We start from the raw sequence: 18,001 nt of genomic DNA, 5'->3' as shown, positions 1-18,001 counted from the left end.
AGATGTGTATAAGAGACAGCAACTACCCCGCACCACTGATGGCAGACCCGATTTGCAGGGTATCTGGACCAATGGTACACAAACACCACTGCAACGCCCCGAACGCTATGGCGAGCAGCGCGCGCTGAGTGCCGCGGAAGCCGAACGTCTGCAGCAAAATGCTCAGCAGCGCGAGCAACAGTCATTTGCCCCCAGCGACCCGGACCGGGCTCCGCCTACTGATGGCAACACCGCAGCGGCTTACAACACCTTCTGGCTGGACCGTGGCACTCAGGTGGTGAACATTGACGGTGAATACCGTACCTCGATGATCATAGACCCGCCCGACGGACAGATCCCCTTTCGCGAAGGTGCGCCGGAGCAGAACCTGATGGAGCACTGGCGCGACCTGCACGGTGACGACGCCTTCCTGGGTCCGGAAATGGCAACCATCGGAGAACGCTGCCTGTTGTTCTATGACTTCCGCACATCCAACTCCAGCGCCGGCCCGCCCATGATGCCTATCATCTACAACAACAATTACCAGATTGTGCAGACCGCAGATTACGTGGTGATCATGGCGGAAATGATGCATGACGCCCGTATTATCCGCTTGCACGGCGAGCACCTGCCGCCCGCAGTGCATAAATGGATGGGCGATTCGGTAGGGCGCTGGGAAGGGGACACACTGGTGGTCAGCACGCGCAATATGCACCCGCAGCAGTCACATTACGGTTCCGGCCCGGGTCTGGAAGTCACCGAGAGACTGCGCATGGTGTCGCCGGGGGAAATCGTCTACAGCTTCACCATGAACGATCCGGTGGCTTACACGCAGCCGTGGACGGCGGAGATGGTGTTGTATGCCCGCGCCGAGGGTGAACAGATATACGAATATGCCTGCCACGAAGGCAACTACGCCCTGCCCGGCATCCTGGCGGGCAAGCGCCGCCAGGAGCAGGTTCAGGAGTAACGCCTGATATCGGGTACATTTTCGGCAGCATTTCTGTGGCATTACCACTGCATCCCGCCGGGTTGAACCGGACGCAGACCTGGCGCGTATAAACGCCTGCAATCGCCTTGACAACAGCATGGGCCGCTTAAAGCTCCGGCCCATGCTGCCGATACCAAAGGTGAGCCCACTTTTCTAGAGTCGCTACCCTTGAATACTTTAATGCAGACCTATCAATCCTCCGAACATCACAAACGCGCCGATGTCATCATGGCGGGCGTGCTTGCCGTCTGTCTGCTCTATTCCCTGGCACTGGCCCCCTGGCACGGTACCTGGGGCAGCGCCCTGATTGTGGGCGGCGGTACGCTGGCAATCATGACGGCACTGCTGCAGACCATTCGCGGCTCACGCTTATACCGATGCTTAATGGCAGTGGCGTTCATGGTGATGTCAGGACTGCACATCCATCAAAGCCACGGCACCATCGAGATGCACTTCTCCATTTTTGTGCTGCTGGCCCTGCTGATCTACTACCGTGACTGGCTGCCTATTGTTGTTGCCACCGTCACCATTGCCATTCACCACTTTCTGTTCTTTTACCTGCAGATCAGTGGCGTTGGCGTCTGGGTCACCGAACACGCGTCCTGGACCATGATATTTATCCATGCAGGCTACGTTATTGCTGAAGCCGGCGTGCTGATTTACCTGGCCGTGCTGGCCTACCGCGATGCGCTGGAAGGCGAGTCCATCGCCAACGCCACCGGGGCCATGTCGCAAAGCGGTCAGGGCATTGACCTGTCATACCGTGTCGAGATGAAAACGCCGGTGGCCGAAGCGTTTAATGGATTCATCGATCAACTGGAATCCCTGGTCATTGGCGTCAATCAGCAACTGGGGAGTCTGCGCGAGATGGGCGAATCCCTGACTGATAAATCATCCAAGGTCAGTGAAAGTGCGGAGCGCCAGGCCAGTGAGAGCGAACACATGGTGCAGGCCATGCGGGAAATGAGCAGCGCTACCGCAGAGGTCGCGCGTAACGCCGAACAGGCAGCCACGGCCGCCCGCAAAGCCGACAATCACGCCGATCAGGGCAACCGCGCCATGCAAAACATCAAGCATGAGATCACCGCGCTGAACAAGGACATTGCACTGACCGGGGATGCGGTATCGGGCACCGCCAAACTGGCCGGTGACATTTACCAGGTGGTGGATGTCATCAAAGGCGTTGCCGAACAGACCAACCTGCTCGCACTGAACGCGGCCATCGAAGCGGCACGTGCCGGTGATCACGGCCGTGGTTTTGCGGTCGTCGCCGACGAGGTACGCAACCTGTCAAAACGCACCGCGCAATCGACCGCCGAGATCCAGCGCTTTATCGAAAGCCTGCAAACGGCTTCCGAATCTGCCCACGATGCCATGGGTCGCAGCCAGAATGCCGTCAAACGCTGTCTGGATGCTGCCGATGCCAGCGTCGGGACATTGTCGGAGATGGCAACAGAAGTCACGCAGATCTCACGCCTCAATGACATGATCGCCGCCGCCACCCAGGAACAGACGGCGGTCGGTGACGATGTTGCCAGTCATCTGGGCGAAGTCGATGGCATCGCCCGCAGCAATGCTGCGCAGGCAGTCGACCTGTCAGGGCTGTCTGCCGAACTGCAGGCGCTCAGCGGCGAACTGGAAACTCAGCTGCATCGCTTCAAGACCCGGTCAAAGCGCTGACACCAAAGCTCACTAAACCAGACGAGGGAACACCACTACATCATGTCTCAACTGCGGGTATTCTACGACGGCCAGTGTCCATTGTGCCTGACGGAGATCAACCATCTTCGGCGCCTGGACAGAACCTCGGCACTGGACCTGCAGGATATCAACGCCGCGGATTTCGCGCAGCGATTCCCGTACATTGATGTGGTGGCCGCCGACAATATGTTGCACGGTGAGCGTGCCGATGGCGCCATGATCTACGGTCTTGATGTCACCTGCGAGGCCTGGCACCTGGTTGGCAAGGGCCACTGGTTCGCCTTTTTGCGCTGGCCTTTTATCCGGCCCGTCGCTGATCTGGTTTATCGTTTTTTCGCCCGCCACCGTCATCGCATCTCCGCCATATTCGGCCGTCGCTCCGTGTGCGACGACAATTGCCGATGAAACTGGCGCTGATTCTGGGCGACCAGCTAAGCGCCGAGCTGTCGTGCCTGCATGAACTTGACAAGCGCACTGACCTGATCGTCATGGCCGAAGTCAACACCGAAGCCCGCTACGTCAAACACCACAAGCAAAAAATTGCCCTGATATTCTGTGCCATGCGGCACTTTGCCAGGCAGCTGCAGGACGATGGCTGGCAACTGCACTATCATGCCTTTGACCCTGAAAGCACTCAACGCAGCCTGCTGGACGTTGTCGCCGCAGTTGCGGACAAGCACGGTGCAAACGAACTGGTCATGACCGAATGCGGTGAATACCGTTTACATCATGATATTGTCAGCAACTGGCACAAGTCACTGAGCATACCAGTGACCCTGCTGACTGATGATCGATTTCTGTGCAGCAAAACGCGGTTTGCGGATTGGGTCCACGGTCGCAAACAGCTGCGCATGGAGTATTTCTACCGTGAGATGCGCCGCGACCACAACCTGCTGATGGACGGCAACCAGCCTGAAGGCGGCGAGTGGAATTTTGACAGCAGCAACCGACGGGCCTACCGGGGTGACCCACCGTTGCCGGCACTGCCAGGGTTTTCCTACACCCACGATGACAAGGCCGTGTTTGCCCTGGTAGAGGAGCATTTTGCCGACCACCCGGGCACCCTGACCCGCTTCAACTGGCCGGTCACCCGCACCCAGGCCCGGCAGGCACTGGAAGACTTTGTGCAATATCGTCTGCCATGGTTTGGTGACTTCCAGGATGCCATGACCCAGGGCGAGTCGTTCATGTTTCACAGCCTGCTGTCGACCAGCATCAACTGTGGGTTGCTGAGCCCGCGCGAAGTCATCGACGCCGCTGTGGACGTCTACCGGGCGGGCAAGGCGCCGCTGAATGCCACCGAGGGGTTTGTCCGTCAGATTCTGGGCTGGCGTGAATATGTGCGCGGCCTGTACTGGTTGAAGATGCCGGCTTATGCCCGCAGCAATGGTCTGGGCAACACACGCAGCCTGCCCGCCTATTACTGGAGCGGCGACACCGGCATGAACTGCATGCGTGAAGCTTTCCACAACACCTTTGAGCATGCCTACGCCCATCATATTCAACGCCTGATGGTCACCGGCAACTTCGCACTGCTGGCGGGCGTCACCCCGACAGAGATCTGCGACTGGTACCTCGCGGTATACGCCGATGCCTATGACTGGGTGGAGTTGCCCAATACCCTGGGCATGGTCATGCATGCTGACGATGGTTTGCTGGGCAGCAAACCCTATGCCGCATCGGGCAATTACATCAATAAAATGTCAGACTACTGCAAACACTGCCGGTACTCGGTGAAGACCAGCACCGATCATGACAGCTGCCCGTTCAACAGCCTGTACTGGCACTTTATGAGCAGCCATCGTGAGACCTTCAGCAGCAACCCGAGAATGACCATGATCTATCGCAGTTTCGACAAAATGGCAGACGACAAGAAACAGGCACTGATGCAGCGCGCCAGCCATTTGCTGGAAAATCTGGACGTGTTGTGATGAGCACCACCCAGCAACGACAGGCCAACCTGATCATCGGCGCCGGCAGCGGCATTGGCGGCGCTGTAATCAAGCGTCTGGTCGATGACCAGCCCGATGCTGACATTCTGGCGGTGAGCCGCCACCCCCCGATGTTGCCCGACGAGCTGGCACAACGTGTGCAGACATTCACCTGTGATTATTCCGAAGCCGGCATCAAAGATCTGGTGCAGCAACTGACGCCCTGGTACGGCCAGATCAGGCTGGTTGTGATCAGCACCGGCGTCCTGCACACGGACACTATCAGGCCAGAAAAGCGCGCTGAGGACCTGAGCATGAGCAGCATGCTGGAAGTGCTGCGCATCAATACCGTTATTCCGTCGCTGTGGCTGATGACATTGTTACCCGCTTTAGGTGGTTCCACGCCTTGCCGGATGCTCACCCTCAGCGCTCGCGTCGGCAGCATTTCCGACAACCACAAAGGCGGCTGGTACAGCTATCGGGCTTCCAAGGCCGCGCTGAACATGGTGGTAAAGACCGCAGCCATTGAATACGCGCGCCGGGCGCCCAATGTTAAACTGGTGGCATTCCATCCGGGCACTGTTGACACTGCGCTGTCAAAACCGTTTCAGCGCAATGTACCGGAGGGAAAGTTGTTCAGCGCCGATTTTGTCGCCGAACGCCTACTGACGATTTCGTCAGACCTGCCCGTCGATGGTGACGCCAGCTATCTGGACTGGGCAGCCGAAACCATTTCATGGTGACAGGTATCTCTTTAATGAACACAATATTCAAAGCATCGATTTTTGGCCGCTTGCTGACCGCCGTATTGTTAGCCGGCACATTGGCAGCCTGCTCTTCTTCACCACCCGACGGCCTGACTGTCGTAGATGGTTTTGACATCAACCGCTACACCGGTCGCTGGTATGAGATCGCGCGCCTTGATCACCGGTTTGAGCGCGGTCTCAGCAACGTCACTGCCGAATACGAATTGCGGGACGACAACAGCGTCAGTGTACTCAATCGCGGTTACAACGACGAAGAGCAGCAATGGGAAGAGGCTGACGGCCGCGCCAAATTCGTCGGCGACCCAGACCAGGGCTCACTCAAAGTCAGCTTTTTCGGGCCGTTCTATGGCGGTTACCATATCATTGCGCTGGACAAGACTGATTATCAGTGGGCCATGATCAGCGGCCCGTCGCGCGACTACCTGTGGATACTGGCGCGCGAGCCGGTTCTGGACGACGCTGTTTACCAGTCGTTGACTGACCAGGCGCGCAGCAGCGGCTTTGCCATGGACGAGCTGATTGTGGTTGACCAGCAACGGCACTTGCCATGAGCTGTATGCTTAACACCCCCCACATTGCGGTGATCGGCGCCGGACTGGCCGGGCTGTCATGCGCCACGCAGCTGGAACAACTGGGCATGCGCGTCAGCATATTCGACAAATCACGCGGCACCGGTGGGCGCATGAGCACACGTCGCGGCGACAACTGGCAGGCAGATCACGGCGCTCAGTATTTCACTGCCCGTGACCCTCTGTTTGTGCAGGAACTGGCGCGCTGGCAACAGGCAGGCGTCGCCGATCTGTGGCAAACCACAATAGCGGTGCTGGGCGATGGTTCGCCACATCGAAACGACGGCAACACCCTGCGCTACGTTGGTGTACCGCGCATGTCGTCACCGGCCCGCTGGCTCGCCAATGAACTGTCGGTGTCCACCTCGGCGCGAGTGACTGCACTGATCCGTCACCAACATCGCTGGCGCCTGCGCTTTGACGAATCAATGCCTGAGCGCGAATTGATTAAAAACACTGACTATGACGCCGTGGTGCTGGCACTTCCATCAGCGCAGGCAGCCGAACTGAGCCGCACTCATGCCCCCGGCCTGACAGCGCAGTGCGAAGCCAGCGCCATGCGGCCGTGTTGGGCCGCGATGATGCATTTCAGCACACCGGTAGCGCTGCCCTTCGATGCCGCCTTCGTTAACGCCGGGCCTTTGCGCTGGATTGCCCGCGACAACAGTAAACCGGGCCGGCCCGGCAGTGAAACCTGGGTCCTGCATGCCAATACCGACTGGAGCACACAACACCTGGAAGACAGTGCCGATGACGTCATACGGGCCCTGACAGAGGCGTTCGCCGTGCTTGGCGGCCCCGTGCCGGACAACGCCGGCGCACATCGCTGGCGTTACGCCGAACCGGTAGCCGGCGCAAAAGCGGACAACTTTCTGTGGGATGCCAATCTCAAGCTGGGTGTTTGCGGTGACTGGCTGAACGCAGGCCGCGTGGAAGGCGCCTGGCTCAGTGGCCGAGCATTGGCGCGCACCCTCACCTCAGTCGAATAACGACGTTACTGCGACCGACCGCAAATCGAGACCCATATCAGATGAAGTTCGTTAATGTTGCGTTAATGCACCGTGCGGCATGATAGACTGACGATTCTGTGGTGTTTCCAAAGGAGTGAAGATTATGTCTAAACTATTAAAATTTCCCTTGCTGATTCTGGCAACTGCGGCACTGGCTGCCTGCACCACCAACCCTTTCACTGGCGAGCAGCAGGCGCGCCGGGCAGCGACTTACGGCGCCATTGGCGGTGTTGTATGCGGCCTGATCGGATCAGCTGACAGCAGCCAGCATGCGCGTAACGCGGCGCTGGGTTGTGGTGCCATCGGCGCCGGCGTAGGCGCCTATATGGACGCTCAGGAAGCGGAGCTGCGTGAAGAGCTGCAAGGCACCGGTGTTCAGGTGCGACGCAATGGTGACCAGCTTGACCTGATCATGCCGGGCAATATCACTTTTGCCACTGACTCTTACAACATCCGGTCGAATTTTGAGCCGGTACTGAACTCGGTATCCACGGTTCTGTACAAGTTTACCGACACACGCCTGCGGGTGACCGGCCATACCGACTCTACGGGTTCACGGGACTATAACTACGACCTGTCTAACCGTCGCGCCACCAGTGTTGCCAACTTCCTGGCCAGCACCGGTATTGACCAGAACCGTTTGATCAGTCAGGGCATGGGACCCGACCAGCCCATCGCCAGCAATGACACCGAGTCTGGCCGCGCCATGAACCGACGCGTCGAACTGCAGATTGTTGCCATTCAGTAATGCTGCTGATTTGCATGTCTTTGATCAAAGCGTAGCGCGATATCCATGCCGCAAGTAAAAACCAGGGTTAGCGTCCGGATCAGGCCGGCAGTGCCGGAAGATCTGGACGCCTTGCATGACCTGGAAAAGGCCAGCTTTGACAGCGATCGGCTGAGCCGTCGACGCTTGCGGCACTGGATTCAGGCCTCCAATCGCGAATTCATGGTAGCTGTGGAACAGGACCGCCTGCTGGGTTATGGTCTTGTGCTGTTCCACGGCGCCACCAAACTGGCACGACTATACTCCATCGCGATCGCACAGGATGCGCGCGGCAAAGGCATCGCTGCCAAACTGCTGCAGGCGCTGGAGACGGCCTCGGTTGATCGGCAGCGCTTTTTTATGCGACTGGAAGTTGCCAAGGATAATACCGCCGCCATCAGACTCTATGAGTCTGCAGGTTATGTGGCATTTGGCACCTACGAAGACTACTACGAAGACCATCGCGATGCCCTGCGCATGCAAAAGATCATCCGCGATGCCCCCAAACGTAAACGTGGCCACACCGTGCCATGGTACCAACAGACCACCGGTTTTACCTGCGGTCCCGCCTCACTGATGATGGCGATGGCGACCCTGGATTCACGCATGCAACCTGACCAGGCCACCGAGCTGGACATCTGGCGGGAAGCAACCACCATTTTCATGACCTCCGGCCACGGCGGCTGCCACCCTTTCGGTTTGGCATTGGCTGCGCACAAGCGAGGCTTTGACACCAGAATCTATGTCAACCAGGCCGGCCCGCTGTTTCTGGAAGGCGTGCGCGATCCGGAGAAAAAACTGATCATGGCATTGGTGCATGACCAGTTTCTGGATCGGGTCAAGGCCAACAATATTCCGGTGCTGTATCAGGACATTACCCAGCTGGACCTGGAGAAAGCGATCAAGGATGGCGCTATCGTGCTGGCGCTGGTGAGCAGCTACCGACTGGACCGCAAGAAAGCGCCGCACTGGGTCACCATCACGGCGTATGATGACGCCTGCTTTTTTGTGCACGACCCGGACCCGTCACTGGAAGAACAGACCGGCCTGGACTGTGAGGACCTGCCGATCGCGCGCAATGATTTCAGCCGTATGTCGCAGTTTGGCAAAGACAAACTGCGCACGGCAGTGGTGATCAGCGCCCCCGGTTCTCCAGGCGCCGCGCGAACTCGCTCATGATCTGCATATACAGTTCATCACCGATAAAGGCATCTTCCACGCCCTCTTCCAGGCTCGGGTTGTCATTCACTTCGATCACATAAACCTTGTTGCCCTGTTGCTTGATATCGATGCCGTAAAGACCATCGCCAATGATTTTGGCTGATTTCAGTGCTGCATCAAGTACGGCTTTGGGTACTTCATAGGTCGGCAGCGTTTCCCAGCCACCGCTGCCAATGCGATCCTCGCCGTGGTTGTAGATCTGCCAGTGCCCTTTGGCCATAAAATAACGGCAGGCAAACAGCAGACGATTGTTCAGTACGCCGACACGCCAGTCGAACTCTGTGTACAGGTATTCCTGCGCCAGGATCAGGGCGGACTTGACCAGCAGCTCACTGAGCATCTTCTTTAACATGGTACGGTCTTCGGCTTTCATGACACCTACCGAGAACGCACTGTTGGGAATTTTGAGAACGATCGGATAGGAAAATACCGACTCCAGCGTATCCAGCGACGCGTCGTCACTGGAGGACACAATACGGGTCAACGGTGTCGGCACATCGTTGTAGGTAAAGGCATCCTGCAGAAAAACCTTGTTGCAGCAGCGAAGAATCGAGGTGGGGTCATCCATCACCACCAGGCCTTCGATTTCCGCTTTGCGCGCAAAGCGATAGGTGTGATGATCAATCGCCGTCGTCTCACGGATAAACAAGGCATCAAACTCACCCAGACGCGCATAGTCCTGCGGCCCGATAAACTCGACAGCAAAGCCCATTTTTTGTGCTGCCCGTTCCATCTTTTTTAATGCCTTGGCGTCACTGGGTGGCAATTTTTCCTTGGGATTGACCAGAATCGCCATATCCCAGCGACTGGCCTTGCTGCTTCTGGGTTTGCGCCAGACGCTCTGGGTAAATTTCTCCAGCGACGACACGAATTCGGGCATTTCCTGTGCATCCAGTTCAGCGTAGGCCACCGCGTGCACCGATCGGATCTGCCAGCTATCGACGATGATAGTGTCGCCACCGGCGTCGACCGGCGCCACCACCTCTGCCGGGGCAGCACTTGCCGGGACGCCCGGCAGGAATGCCAGTCGCACCTCCAGGATGGGACAGGGGAAACGTTCAAACAATCGTCGCGCCAGCATCTTGAGCTGCGGCAATGCGGTGCGGCCAAAATAAATACGGAAGGCGTAACCGTCATCGGTGCGCGTGAGATCCTTCTGGTCGAGGTCTTCCAGCACTTCAGCCGCCTGCACCAGCGTCAGCTGCTGACTGCTCAGGTCAGTCAGCGTATTGGCTGGCGGCAGCACCTTGTGTCCGCGCGCCTCGGCCAGCAGTGAACAGTAATAGCCGGTACTAAGATACTGATCGGTATTGCACAGATTGATAATCCGGGTTTTTTTCTGTCCCTTGATGGGGTGCTCGGTAAGATAGGTCTCAAAACTGATGACGGCTTCACCGGGCAACGTGTGCGTCCACTGACTGAGGTCATCAACAACCAGATAGAGCTGAGGCATGCTTTAGCGACTCCGAAAAAACGCCAACTATACGCGCTTTATCGTTCGCGCAACAGGGTCAGAACGTTGCTGGCGTAGGCAAATGAGGCGAGCAATACCAGCACCGCCAGACCAAACCATTGGGCCGTATAAGCGTAATGACTGCGAGTGCTGAAATCAGGTTGCGACCAGTGCCGGTCCTGCACACCGGACTGCCCCGCTTCCAGTCGCAGCACATACGGAAACACCGGTTCCCCGAGCAGCTGGCTGGCCTGATCCATGTTCAGTCGCGGCATTCGCACCGGCCAGCTGTCATCGCTGACCTCACCCGGCAGCACAACCGTTTCCGGCACATATAAACTGGCCGTTACGGATTGTTCGCCGTCAACAACAGGCACCTCGGGGCGCCCACCGGCGGTGTCCGGCGCAATCCAGCCCCGACTGACCAGCACCAGGTCGCCGCCTGTCGCGGGCCGCACCGGGGTCACCAGCTCGTAACCGGGCTGGCCCCGGAAAAATTGATAGAGCACCAGGAAGGAGATTTCATTGTGGAAGGTTCCCTGTAACGCTACCCGGCGATTGTTGGATATCAAGGCCTGATTCAGGCCCGTCACGGCATCGCTGCTACCATCATCATTTACCGCCAGCAAGGAAGCAAATGCCACCGGGGCGGCATCTGCCGCCGCCTGCCAGGCCTCAGCCCGGGCATGTTTTTGGGCGGCACGGTCCAGTTGCCAGAAACCCAGACTGATAAACATGCCGCACGTCAAAAAGATGCAGAGCAGAATAAAGGCATCAACCTGAACCGTAAGTTTGCCAACGTGCAAGGTTGTACCCAAACGCATCTCAATTCCCCGGAATCGAAATATCAACCTCGACCACATCACCAAACACCTCAAGCTGGTCGCCCAGCTCGGCGCTATTGCCCACCACCAGTATGCGCAGGGCGTCAGGGCGCAGGTATTGTCGTGCGACACGCTGCACATCTGCCACGGTCACGGCGCTGACCTCCTCGACCAGACGTTCAAAGGTGTCCGGCGGCAGACCGGCGTAGTCATTGGACATACGCTCCTGTAATACGGAGGCGATACTGGTGTGCTGAAACACCAGGGTGTTGAGGAACTGGTCCTTGGTGCGGGCCAGTTCCTCCTCACTGATGGCATCATCCTGCAGTCGTTCGATCTGACCGATGATCGCGGTGATGGCTTGCGCTGTGGACTCGCTTTGGGTCATCACCCCGGCAGTAAAGGTGCCCGGGAAATACACGCCGCTGCCAAAGGAGCCGAACACGGAATACGCCAATCCCAGTTCACTGCGCACGACCTGCATCAGGCGACTGGAGAAACCGCCGCTCAGCACCCGGTTCATGACCTGTAAAGCAGCGTAGTCGGGATTGTCGCGCATACCACCGATATGTCCGAGCAATACATAGCTCTGGTTGACGTCGGGTTTGTCGACAAAATAGACACCGGGGGTAAACTCGTAATCAACCTCCGGAAAGGTCAGCGTCAACTCATCACCGGCCGGGATCGCCGAGAACGCATCGCGAAGCCGGGCTTTCATCTCGTCCATGACAAAGTCACCGGTGACACCGATCATCATGTTGCGCCCGACGAAGGATTGCTGATGGAAAGCCATCAGGTCGTCCCGGCTAATGTTATCCAGTGTGGCGTACTCAATGCGGCGACTGTAAGGGGAATCCTGTCCGTAGATCATGCGCTGAAACTCGCGCCCGGCAACCGCGCCCTGATCATCATTGCGACGCGCGATGCTGCTGCCCTGCTGTGTCCGGGCCAGCTCGATTCTGTCTTCCGGAAACACCGGGTTGCGCAACAGATCAACAAAGACCGGCAGCAGATCGCTGAAGTCCTCGGACAGCACATTAAAGCTTGCCGAACCGGAGGTGAAGCCGATACTGGTTTCCATGATTGCCGCTCGATCCTCCAGCAACTCATTGAGCACATCACCGGGGTATTCGCGGGTGCCACCGCTGCGCATGACCGTACCAGTCAGTGCCTGCAAACCGACCTTGTTATCGGGCACCAGAATGCCACCGGTGCGCACCATGACATTGACGTCTATCAGCGGCAGCTCCTTGTCCTCAACCAGATAAAAACGAATGCCATTGTCGAGTTCAAAAATGTCCAGCGAAGGCATGTCGAAGTTATTGAGGGTCGGGTAATCGAAATCTTCCCAGGGCCTGTCCTGTGCCACGGCCAGACCGGCACAGCAAACCAGCAGCGCTGTTGTTGCCCAGATACGAATGGTTTTAATCATTGACCTGCCCCTCCCTGAATCGCAGCATTCTGAATGCTGCCGACCGTACGATTGCTCTTGACCAGATAGGTTTGTGCCACCCGCTGCAGGTCGTCCAGCGTGACTGCGGACAGGTCATCGAGGTAGGTAAACGCCTGTTGCCAGCTGCCACGCTGCGCGTGTGCCTGCGCCATGTTCAGGGCCAGCCCCATGTTGGAATTCAAACCCCGCACGGCGCCGGCGCGGGCGTTGGTCACTGCGCGATCCAGCTCCTGTTGCGCAATCTCGCCCGCCTTGGCTTTGTCGATTTCTTCGTTCAGTACGCGTTCGATATCGGCCAATGCCACGCCGGCATTGGGCACCGCAAATGTGACAAACAGCGAGGGATATCGCGAGCCGGGAAACCCGGTCAGGGCCTGCACTGCCAGAGCCAGTTGCTCATCCTGCACCATGCGACGGTACAGTCTGGAGGTGCGGCCTGACGACAGAATGGTACTTAGCATTTCCAGCGCAGCGGCGTCCGGGTGATCCGCTGCCACGGTTTTGTAGCCGGCAATAAACAGCGGCTGGCTTTGTTCTTCGATGACAAAACGGCGCTCGCCCCGCTGCGGCGGCTCGATGGTTTTCACACTGGGCGGATGTTTAGCAGCCGGCAACCCGCCCAGGTAGGTCTCTGCCAGCTCGCGCATGGCCTGCGGATCAACATCCCCGGCAATGGCCACGGTCATGTTGGACGGCACATAGTAGGTTTCAAAAAATTTGCGGGTATCTGCCATGGTGGTTGCAGCAATATCCGACGCCCAACCTATCACCGGATTGCGATAGGGATGCGCAGAATAGGCCACACTCAGGAACTCTTCCAGCAGACGGCCCTGCGGACTGGAGTCGGTGCGCATGCGGCGCTCTTCCATGATTACGTCTTTTTCCACATAGAATTCACGGAACACCGGGTTGCGAAAGCGCTCGGCTTCCAGATAGAACCACAGCTCGGCCTTGTTCTGCGGCAGGGAATAAAAATAGCCGGTGGCATCGGCGCTGGTGAACGCATTCAGGCCAACGCCGCCTTCGCGCTCAATGAGCTGGGAGAATTCTTCGCTGTTGATGTATTCCCCGGCCGCCTGCTGCCATTGTTCGAATTCCTGCCATAACGCATCCAGCCGCGCTTCATCAGGCTGACTGCTATACGACTCCTCCAGCCAGGCCTGATAGGCCGCATCCATTTTCTCCAGCGCTGCCTGCTCGGCTTCCCAGTCGCGGGTACCGATATTGCGCGAACCCTTGAACGCCATATGCTCAAAAATATGCGCAACACCGGTGTTGTTGACCGGCTCATCAACACCACCAACATTAACGAAAGTGACAAATGTCGCCACCGGCGCCACCGGCCTTTCGATGATGATAAGGTGCAGACCATTGTCCAGCGTGAATTCGGTGACCCGCTCGGCTATGGCATCAAGGTCCTGTGCGTACACCAGCGCCGGTGACATCGCGAGTGCGGCCAGGCCCAGTGCAATTCTGCTTATCAACGTTTTCATGGCGTTACTGCTTCCCCCTGCTCTGCGGCTTGTGTTCATCAACATGCTACCGGATTCAGCTATTGCCGCCCATCAGCACAATACCGGCCAGGATAAAACCTGCGCCCAGCATCTGCGCTGAACTGATGGGTTCGGAAAAGGCAAAACGCCCGACCAGCAACACCAGTAGCACCGACAGTCCGGTGTATATTGGATAGAGTATAGACACCGGGCTGCTGCGTAACACAACAATGTAATAAAAGAAGATAAATCCGTACAGCGACAGCGCCAGCAGTACGCCTTTCCACTGTGACAGCAACAGCTCTACATAGTTGTCGTGGGCCTGCACCGACACCCATTTGAGCACCGCATGCGAGGTCGCCAGCAGGGACGCCAGGATGGCTGCGTGCATCAGCAGTGTAAGATACTTGGTCATGATTTATCCGCGCCCTTTGTTTTTGCTTTGGCAGTTCTGGTTTTGCTGACCGCTTTGCCGGTCACCGCAGCGGTGTCCAGCGTGCTGCCTTCCTGATCAATCAGATACCCCGGCCGCCGTTTCACTTCTTCATAAATACGGCCAACATAAATGCCGATCAGACCCACACTGAACATCAGCACACTGCCAATAATCAGAATCAACAGAATGACCGTGGTGAACCCATCCACGGCGGCGCCTGACAATTTATCAAACAGCGCCATGCCACCAATCAACAGGCTGACAAAAAACGTCAGCCCGCCAAGCAGGGTGACTATCTGCAATGGATAGGCGGTAAAAGAGGTAATCGAGTTGATGGCATAACGAAACAGCGCGGTGTTGCCCCAGGCCGAACGCTGCCGCGTTGATTCGGCCACATCAAACGGGATCTGCACGGCGTGGTACCCCATCCACTTGACCAGCCCGCGAAAAAAGCGCCCGTGTTCCGGCAATTGGCAGTAAGCACTGACCACGGTCTTGTCCAGCAGTTTGAAATCACTTTCGCCGCGAATACTGAGCTTGGTCAGATAACGAAACAGCCCATAGTAGATCTGCACCAGCGCACGACGCGCCCGGGTTTCATTGCCACGCGACTGCTTGACAGCTTCTACCACCCGGGCGCCACCCTGCCAATGCTCGATCATCTGTGCAATCAGCTCCGGCGGGTGCTGCAGGTCACTGTCCATGACCACACAGGCATCAAATTCACGCGTTGCGCACAGCCCGGCATAGATGGCTGACTCTTTGCCAAAATGCCGATTGAGGCGCAGCACTTTCAGCAGCGGGTCACTGGCACCGGCTTCGCGCACCAGCCTGGCGGTGTCATCAGTGGAACCATCATCGACAACAATCAGTGTAAAGGTGACACCTGGTACCGTATCAAGACAAGTGCGAACGTGTGCCATATTGGTGACAATATTGGCCGCCTCATTGAGGGCCGGGACAATAACAGCAACAGATTTCATTCAGTTTTAATTCCTTGACCACTCGACAGCGGCGCCATCTTGCACCACGCGATTAAGTTCCGAATACGTTATCCAGCCTTCCGGCGAGGTGTAACGCAAATAAAACGGCGCATTGTCCGCCAGCGTGACCCGAAGCTGCCCGGCCGGTGGTAACGGCAACACACCCAGCGTATCGGACACCACATGGTAACTGCCGTCCTGCCACGGACCAAACTGCCAGCTAAAGTAGCCCTGCTGGTAACGGTACGACAGTGACAGAGCCGCATCCGCACGCACGCGGGCGCGGTGCTGAGCCAGGCGTTCGGGTATGGCGCCAGTGACATCGCGCATGCACTGGCAGTTAACATCATAGGTGAACAGACGGATGTCAGGCTGCTGCGCCAGATAGATATCGTCAACCATGGGCAGGGGCGAGCCCTGCCCGCTGATGCGCGCTTTGAGATCGACCAGCCCGGTGACAAACCAGAACGCCGGCAGCACATTGCCCGACGGTACAAACGCATGTGTGTCCTCATTCTGCCACAGGAATTGCGCCTGCACGTCAAATTCGGTACCGACCGATGCCAGCGCCTGGCGCACGGGCATGGCATGCAATAACGTGATCGCCACCATGATGGGCATGGCCGTGCCCGCCAGAATCATTGCTGGCAGCGGTGTTGCAGTATTGGCGGCAGCTGCCTGCGTGTTGCCGGTAGCAGCCTTGTTGCGGACCACCATGACCTTGTCCACACACCAGGCCAAGGCAAAACACACCATGAGCCATGGCAGCAGCAGATAACGGTCGGCCAGCACAATACCCGGGGAACGCACCAGCGGCACCAACGGCAGCAGCACCAGTGCCGCGACCAGCAACGCCCGCCAGGGGACACGTCGAGACCGGGCCAGATACGCGGCCCACAGACCCAGAAACAGCAACACCAACACCGGCCAGCCAATGCCCGTCAATAACGCCGGGAAGCGCACAAAGCTGGCCAGCACTTCGCCGACAATGGCAAGGCTCAGGTACTCGCTGCTATCGACATAACCGCCGCTGTATGACCCCAACATATAACCGCGCCAGAGTGTGTACAGGACGGTCACGGCAAAAAACGGCAGGCTGGCTTTAATACGCGCGCCCCAGTCGCGGTCAGGCACCAGCAGCAGCAATGCCGGCAAGGGCACATAGATTTCCTTGGCGGTTACCGCCAGCACATACATCAGCACAGCCACCGCCAGCAAACCTTTCCGATCCGTGCGCAGATACATGACAAAGCCGTACAGCGCCGCCAGCGCAAAAACCAGGCCCTCAACATAATGCCGCGTCATCAATTGCTCGGCGACCAGCATGCTCGGCAAACCCACCACAAACAATACACTGCCGGCGAGGGCGAACACCGCCCGACACCACAGGTTCAGGCACATGAACAGCAACAACCCGGCCGCCACAATCGCCAGCAACTGATGCAGGTAGAACGCAGCAGGCGAGAGTCCAAACAGGATCATGTCGACTTCGAAAGAAAAAATCAGCCACGGTGTCAGGTTGGCGGGCGAGAATTGTTGCCAGACCTCGGGTCGCGTGAAATCCTGCCAGAAAGAGTATTGATGGGAGTGCAGCAGAATCTGGCTGTCATCCCAGCGCCAGTTGGCATCAAAAACACCGGCATTGACCACCAACACCAGTGCCAGCAACAGAAGCGCAGCCAGGGCAATTTTCAGCAGGTTCATCATGACTCGTTCCCTCTGGCGGCGCGTTGCTCCGCCGCACCTTCTGTTGACCCTGTAAAGTGTCGTGATAAGTGCCGAAATATAGGCCAGATCGACTAATTTGTTGTTATCCGGGCCATCGGCGAGCCTTATGGTACTGGTACTGGCATGATTTTACTAACTATTATTTTTGGCCCCATTATTGCTCAATTTTTATTAGCGCAAATTGTATTATCGTACCAATCAATAACAATGACGGAGTCGTGCTTATGGAAGTTTTTACTTTTATCGTGCTGATCGTGCTGATTACCCAGTTTTTTGAATACCGCAAAAGCATGGCCAAACTCAATGCCAAAGTCGGCGAAGCCAATGACAGCCAGGTACAGAAAGAGCTGGAGAACGTCAAACAGCGCCTGATCGTGCTGGAACGGATTGTCACCGACAAAAACTACGACCTGAATGAGGAATTCGGCAAGATTCGTGAGGGCTGAGCTGTTCCTGCAGACTCATTGCCGCGACCGCGACATTGTGCGCCCGGACCGCCATGAGCGATTGGCGCCGCTGACTGCCGGCAGCACAAAAGCGTCTGATTTTTGCTCTACCCGCTTGCGATGCGCCTGTTTAGCGATTATGTTGTGATATCTTAGCGCTCCGCAAAAAACCGGCACCAACACTTAACGTGACTTGCGGACATACAGTCATTCACTCCCATTTGCGCACCTCGTGGCGTAAGGATTCTCA

At 57.4% G+C, this 18,001-nt stretch carries 17 protein-coding genes; 10 read left to right on the top strand and 7 right to left on the bottom strand.

Features of this window, described 5'->3' with window-relative positions:
- From ENH71_RS10375 to ENH71_RS10335, 9 genes are all read left to right on the top strand, one after another.
- Nucleotides 1–949, top strand: a 949-nt coding sequence (locus ENH71_RS10375) for a hypothetical protein (protein WP_294137786.1), incomplete at its 5' end; no start/stop codon positions are given.
- A gap of 189 nt (nt 950–1,138) precedes the next feature.
- Nucleotides 1,139–2,650, top strand: a complete 1,512-nt coding sequence (locus ENH71_RS10370; RefSeq protein ID WP_294134995.1) for a methyl-accepting chemotaxis protein — start codon at nt 1,139–1,141, stop codon at nt 2,648–2,650.
- A gap of 42 nt (nt 2,651–2,692) precedes the next feature.
- Complete coding sequence (locus ENH71_RS10365; protein ID WP_294134997.1) at nt 2,693–3,076, top strand: thiol-disulfide oxidoreductase DCC family protein; 384 nt, start codon at nt 2,693–2,695, stop codon at nt 3,074–3,076.
- The gene (locus tag ENH71_RS10360; RefSeq protein WP_294134999.1) at nt 3,073–4,602 is read left to right on the top strand and encodes a cryptochrome/photolyase family protein; all 1,530 of its coding nucleotides are present in this window, start codon (nt 3,073–3,075) and stop codon (nt 4,600–4,602) included. Before ENH71_RS10365 ends, ENH71_RS10360 begins: the two co-directional genes overlap by 4 nt.
- Nucleotides 4,602–5,345 carry an SDR family NAD(P)-dependent oxidoreductase gene (locus ENH71_RS10355; protein ID WP_294135002.1) on the top strand — a complete coding sequence of 248 codons (744 nt, stop codon included), beginning with the start codon at nt 4,602–4,604 and terminating at the stop codon, nt 5,343–5,345. The genes ENH71_RS10360 and ENH71_RS10355 overlap by 1 nt, the downstream gene beginning before the upstream one ends.
- A 14-nt stretch (nt 5,346–5,359) precedes the next feature.
- Entirely contained in the window at nt 5,360–5,920 is a 561-nt protein-coding gene (locus ENH71_RS10350) for a lipocalin family protein (RefSeq protein ID WP_294135005.1), read from the top strand.
- A gap of 5 nt (nt 5,921–5,925) precedes the next feature.
- On the top strand, nt 5,926–6,927 hold the full coding sequence (locus ENH71_RS10345) for an NAD(P)/FAD-dependent oxidoreductase (RefSeq protein WP_294135009.1): 1,002 nt from the start codon (nt 5,926–5,928) through the stop codon (nt 6,925–6,927).
- Nucleotides 6,928–7,051: 124 nt separating this feature from the next.
- Nucleotides 7,052–7,696, top strand: a complete 645-nt coding sequence (locus ENH71_RS10340; protein ID WP_294135012.1) for a YiaD family glycine zipper/OmpA-like lipoprotein — start codon at nt 7,052–7,054, stop codon at nt 7,694–7,696.
- 45 nt (nt 7,697–7,741) lie between these two features.
- Nucleotides 7,742–8,893: a GNAT family N-acetyltransferase/peptidase C39 family protein gene (locus ENH71_RS10335; protein ID WP_294135015.1), complete on the top strand. Its 1,152-nt coding sequence runs from the start codon at nt 7,742–7,744 to the stop codon at nt 8,891–8,893.
- Here ENH71_RS10335 and ENH71_RS10330 read toward each other — a convergent pair.
- From ENH71_RS10330 to ENH71_RS10300, 7 genes are read right to left on the bottom strand one after another with little or no spacing between them, the layout of a single operon-like run.
- Nucleotides 8,850–10,388: a RimK family ATP-grasp domain-containing protein gene (locus ENH71_RS10330; RefSeq protein WP_294135017.1), complete on the bottom strand. Its 1,539-nt coding sequence runs from the start codon at nt 10,386–10,388 to the stop codon at nt 8,850–8,852. The two genes, ENH71_RS10335 and ENH71_RS10330, sit on opposite strands and share 44 nt — an antisense overlap.
- A 38-nt stretch (nt 10,389–10,426) precedes the next feature.
- The gene (locus ENH71_RS10325) at nt 10,427–11,212 is read right to left on the bottom strand and encodes an SURF1 family protein (RefSeq protein WP_294135020.1); all 786 of its coding nucleotides are present in this window, start codon (nt 11,210–11,212) and stop codon (nt 10,427–10,429) included.
- A gap of 1 nt (nt 11,213) precedes the next feature.
- Nucleotides 11,214–12,644 carry a M16 family metallopeptidase gene (locus tag ENH71_RS10320; RefSeq protein ID WP_294135023.1) on the bottom strand — a complete coding sequence of 477 codons (1,431 nt, stop codon included), beginning with the start codon at nt 12,642–12,644 and terminating at the stop codon, nt 11,214–11,216.
- Nucleotides 12,641–14,158, bottom strand: coding sequence for a M16 family metallopeptidase (locus ENH71_RS10315; protein WP_294135025.1), 1,518 nt, complete (start codon nt 14,156–14,158; stop codon nt 12,641–12,643). The genes ENH71_RS10320 and ENH71_RS10315 overlap by 4 nt, the downstream gene beginning before the upstream one ends.
- A gap of 55 nt (nt 14,159–14,213) precedes the next feature.
- A complete protein-coding gene (locus tag ENH71_RS10310; RefSeq protein WP_294135028.1) occupies nt 14,214–14,573 on the bottom strand; it encodes a DMT family transporter in 360 nt (119 codons plus the stop codon).
- Entirely contained in the window at nt 14,570–15,577 is a 1,008-nt protein-coding gene (locus ENH71_RS10305) for a glycosyltransferase family 2 protein (RefSeq protein ID WP_294137784.1), read from the bottom strand. The genes ENH71_RS10310 and ENH71_RS10305 overlap by 4 nt, the downstream gene beginning before the upstream one ends.
- 6 nt (nt 15,578–15,583) lie before the next feature.
- Nucleotides 15,584–17,284, bottom strand: a complete 1,701-nt coding sequence (locus tag ENH71_RS10300; protein WP_294135603.1) for a hypothetical protein — start codon at nt 17,282–17,284, stop codon at nt 15,584–15,586.
- 245 nt (nt 17,285–17,529) lie between these two features.
- Between ENH71_RS10300 and ENH71_RS10295 the strand changes: the two genes are divergently transcribed.
- On the top strand, nt 17,530–17,751 hold the full coding sequence (locus tag ENH71_RS10295; RefSeq protein ID WP_294135602.1) for a hypothetical protein: 222 nt from the start codon (nt 17,530–17,532) through the stop codon (nt 17,749–17,751).
- Nucleotides 17,752–18,001 lie beyond the last annotated feature (250 nt).

It is taken from the genome of Pseudohongiella sp. (assembly GCF_011050365.1).
GTDB lineage: Bacteria > Pseudomonadota > Gammaproteobacteria > Pseudomonadales > Pseudohongiellaceae > Pseudohongiella.
The sequence above is the reverse complement of the archived record's forward strand: the minus strand, read 5'-3'. Positions and strand labels throughout refer to the sequence as shown.

Coding starts and splice junctions, on each gene's coding strand:
- ENH71_RS10365 (WP_294134997.1), top strand. CDS start 2,693: ATGTCTCAACTGCGGGTATTCTACGACGGCCAGTGTCCATTGTGCCTG.
- ENH71_RS10360 (WP_294134999.1), top strand. CDS start 3,073: ATGAAACTGGCGCTGATTCTGGGCGACCAGCTAAGCGCCGAGCTGTCG.
- ENH71_RS10355 (WP_294135002.1), top strand. CDS start 4,602: ATGAGCACCACCCAGCAACGACAGGCCAACCTGATCATCGGCGCCGGC.
- ENH71_RS10350 (WP_294135005.1), top strand. CDS start 5,360: ATGAACACAATATTCAAAGCATCGATTTTTGGCCGCTTGCTGACCGCC.
- ENH71_RS10345 (WP_294135009.1), top strand. CDS start 5,926: ATGCTTAACACCCCCCACATTGCGGTGATCGGCGCCGGACTGGCCGGG.
- ENH71_RS10340 (WP_294135012.1), top strand. CDS start 7,052: ATGTCTAAACTATTAAAATTTCCCTTGCTGATTCTGGCAACTGCGGCA.
- ENH71_RS10335 (WP_294135015.1), top strand. CDS start 7,742: ATGCCGCAAGTAAAAACCAGGGTTAGCGTCCGGATCAGGCCGGCAGTG.
- ENH71_RS10330 (WP_294135017.1), bottom strand. CDS start 10,388: ATGCCTCAGCTCTATCTGGTTGTTGATGACCTCAGTCAGTGGACGCAC.
- ENH71_RS10325 (WP_294135020.1), bottom strand. CDS start 11,212: ATGCGTTTGGGTACAACCTTGCACGTTGGCAAACTTACGGTTCAGGTT.
- ENH71_RS10320 (WP_294135023.1), bottom strand. CDS start 12,644: ATGATTAAAACCATTCGTATCTGGGCAACAACAGCGCTGCTGGTTTGC.
- ENH71_RS10315 (WP_294135025.1), bottom strand. CDS start 14,158: ATGAAAACGTTGATAAGCAGAATTGCACTGGGCCTGGCCGCACTCGCG.
- ENH71_RS10310 (WP_294135028.1), bottom strand. CDS start 14,573: ATGACCAAGTATCTTACACTGCTGATGCACGCAGCCATCCTGGCGTCC.
- ENH71_RS10305 (WP_294137784.1), bottom strand. CDS start 15,577: ATGAAATCTGTTGCTGTTATTGTCCCGGCCCTCAATGAGGCGGCCAAT.
- ENH71_RS10300 (WP_294135603.1), bottom strand. CDS start 17,284: ATGATGAACCTGCTGAAAATTGCCCTGGCTGCGCTTCTGTTGCTGGCA.
- ENH71_RS10295 (WP_294135602.1), top strand. CDS start 17,530: ATGGAAGTTTTTACTTTTATCGTGCTGATCGTGCTGATTACCCAGTTT.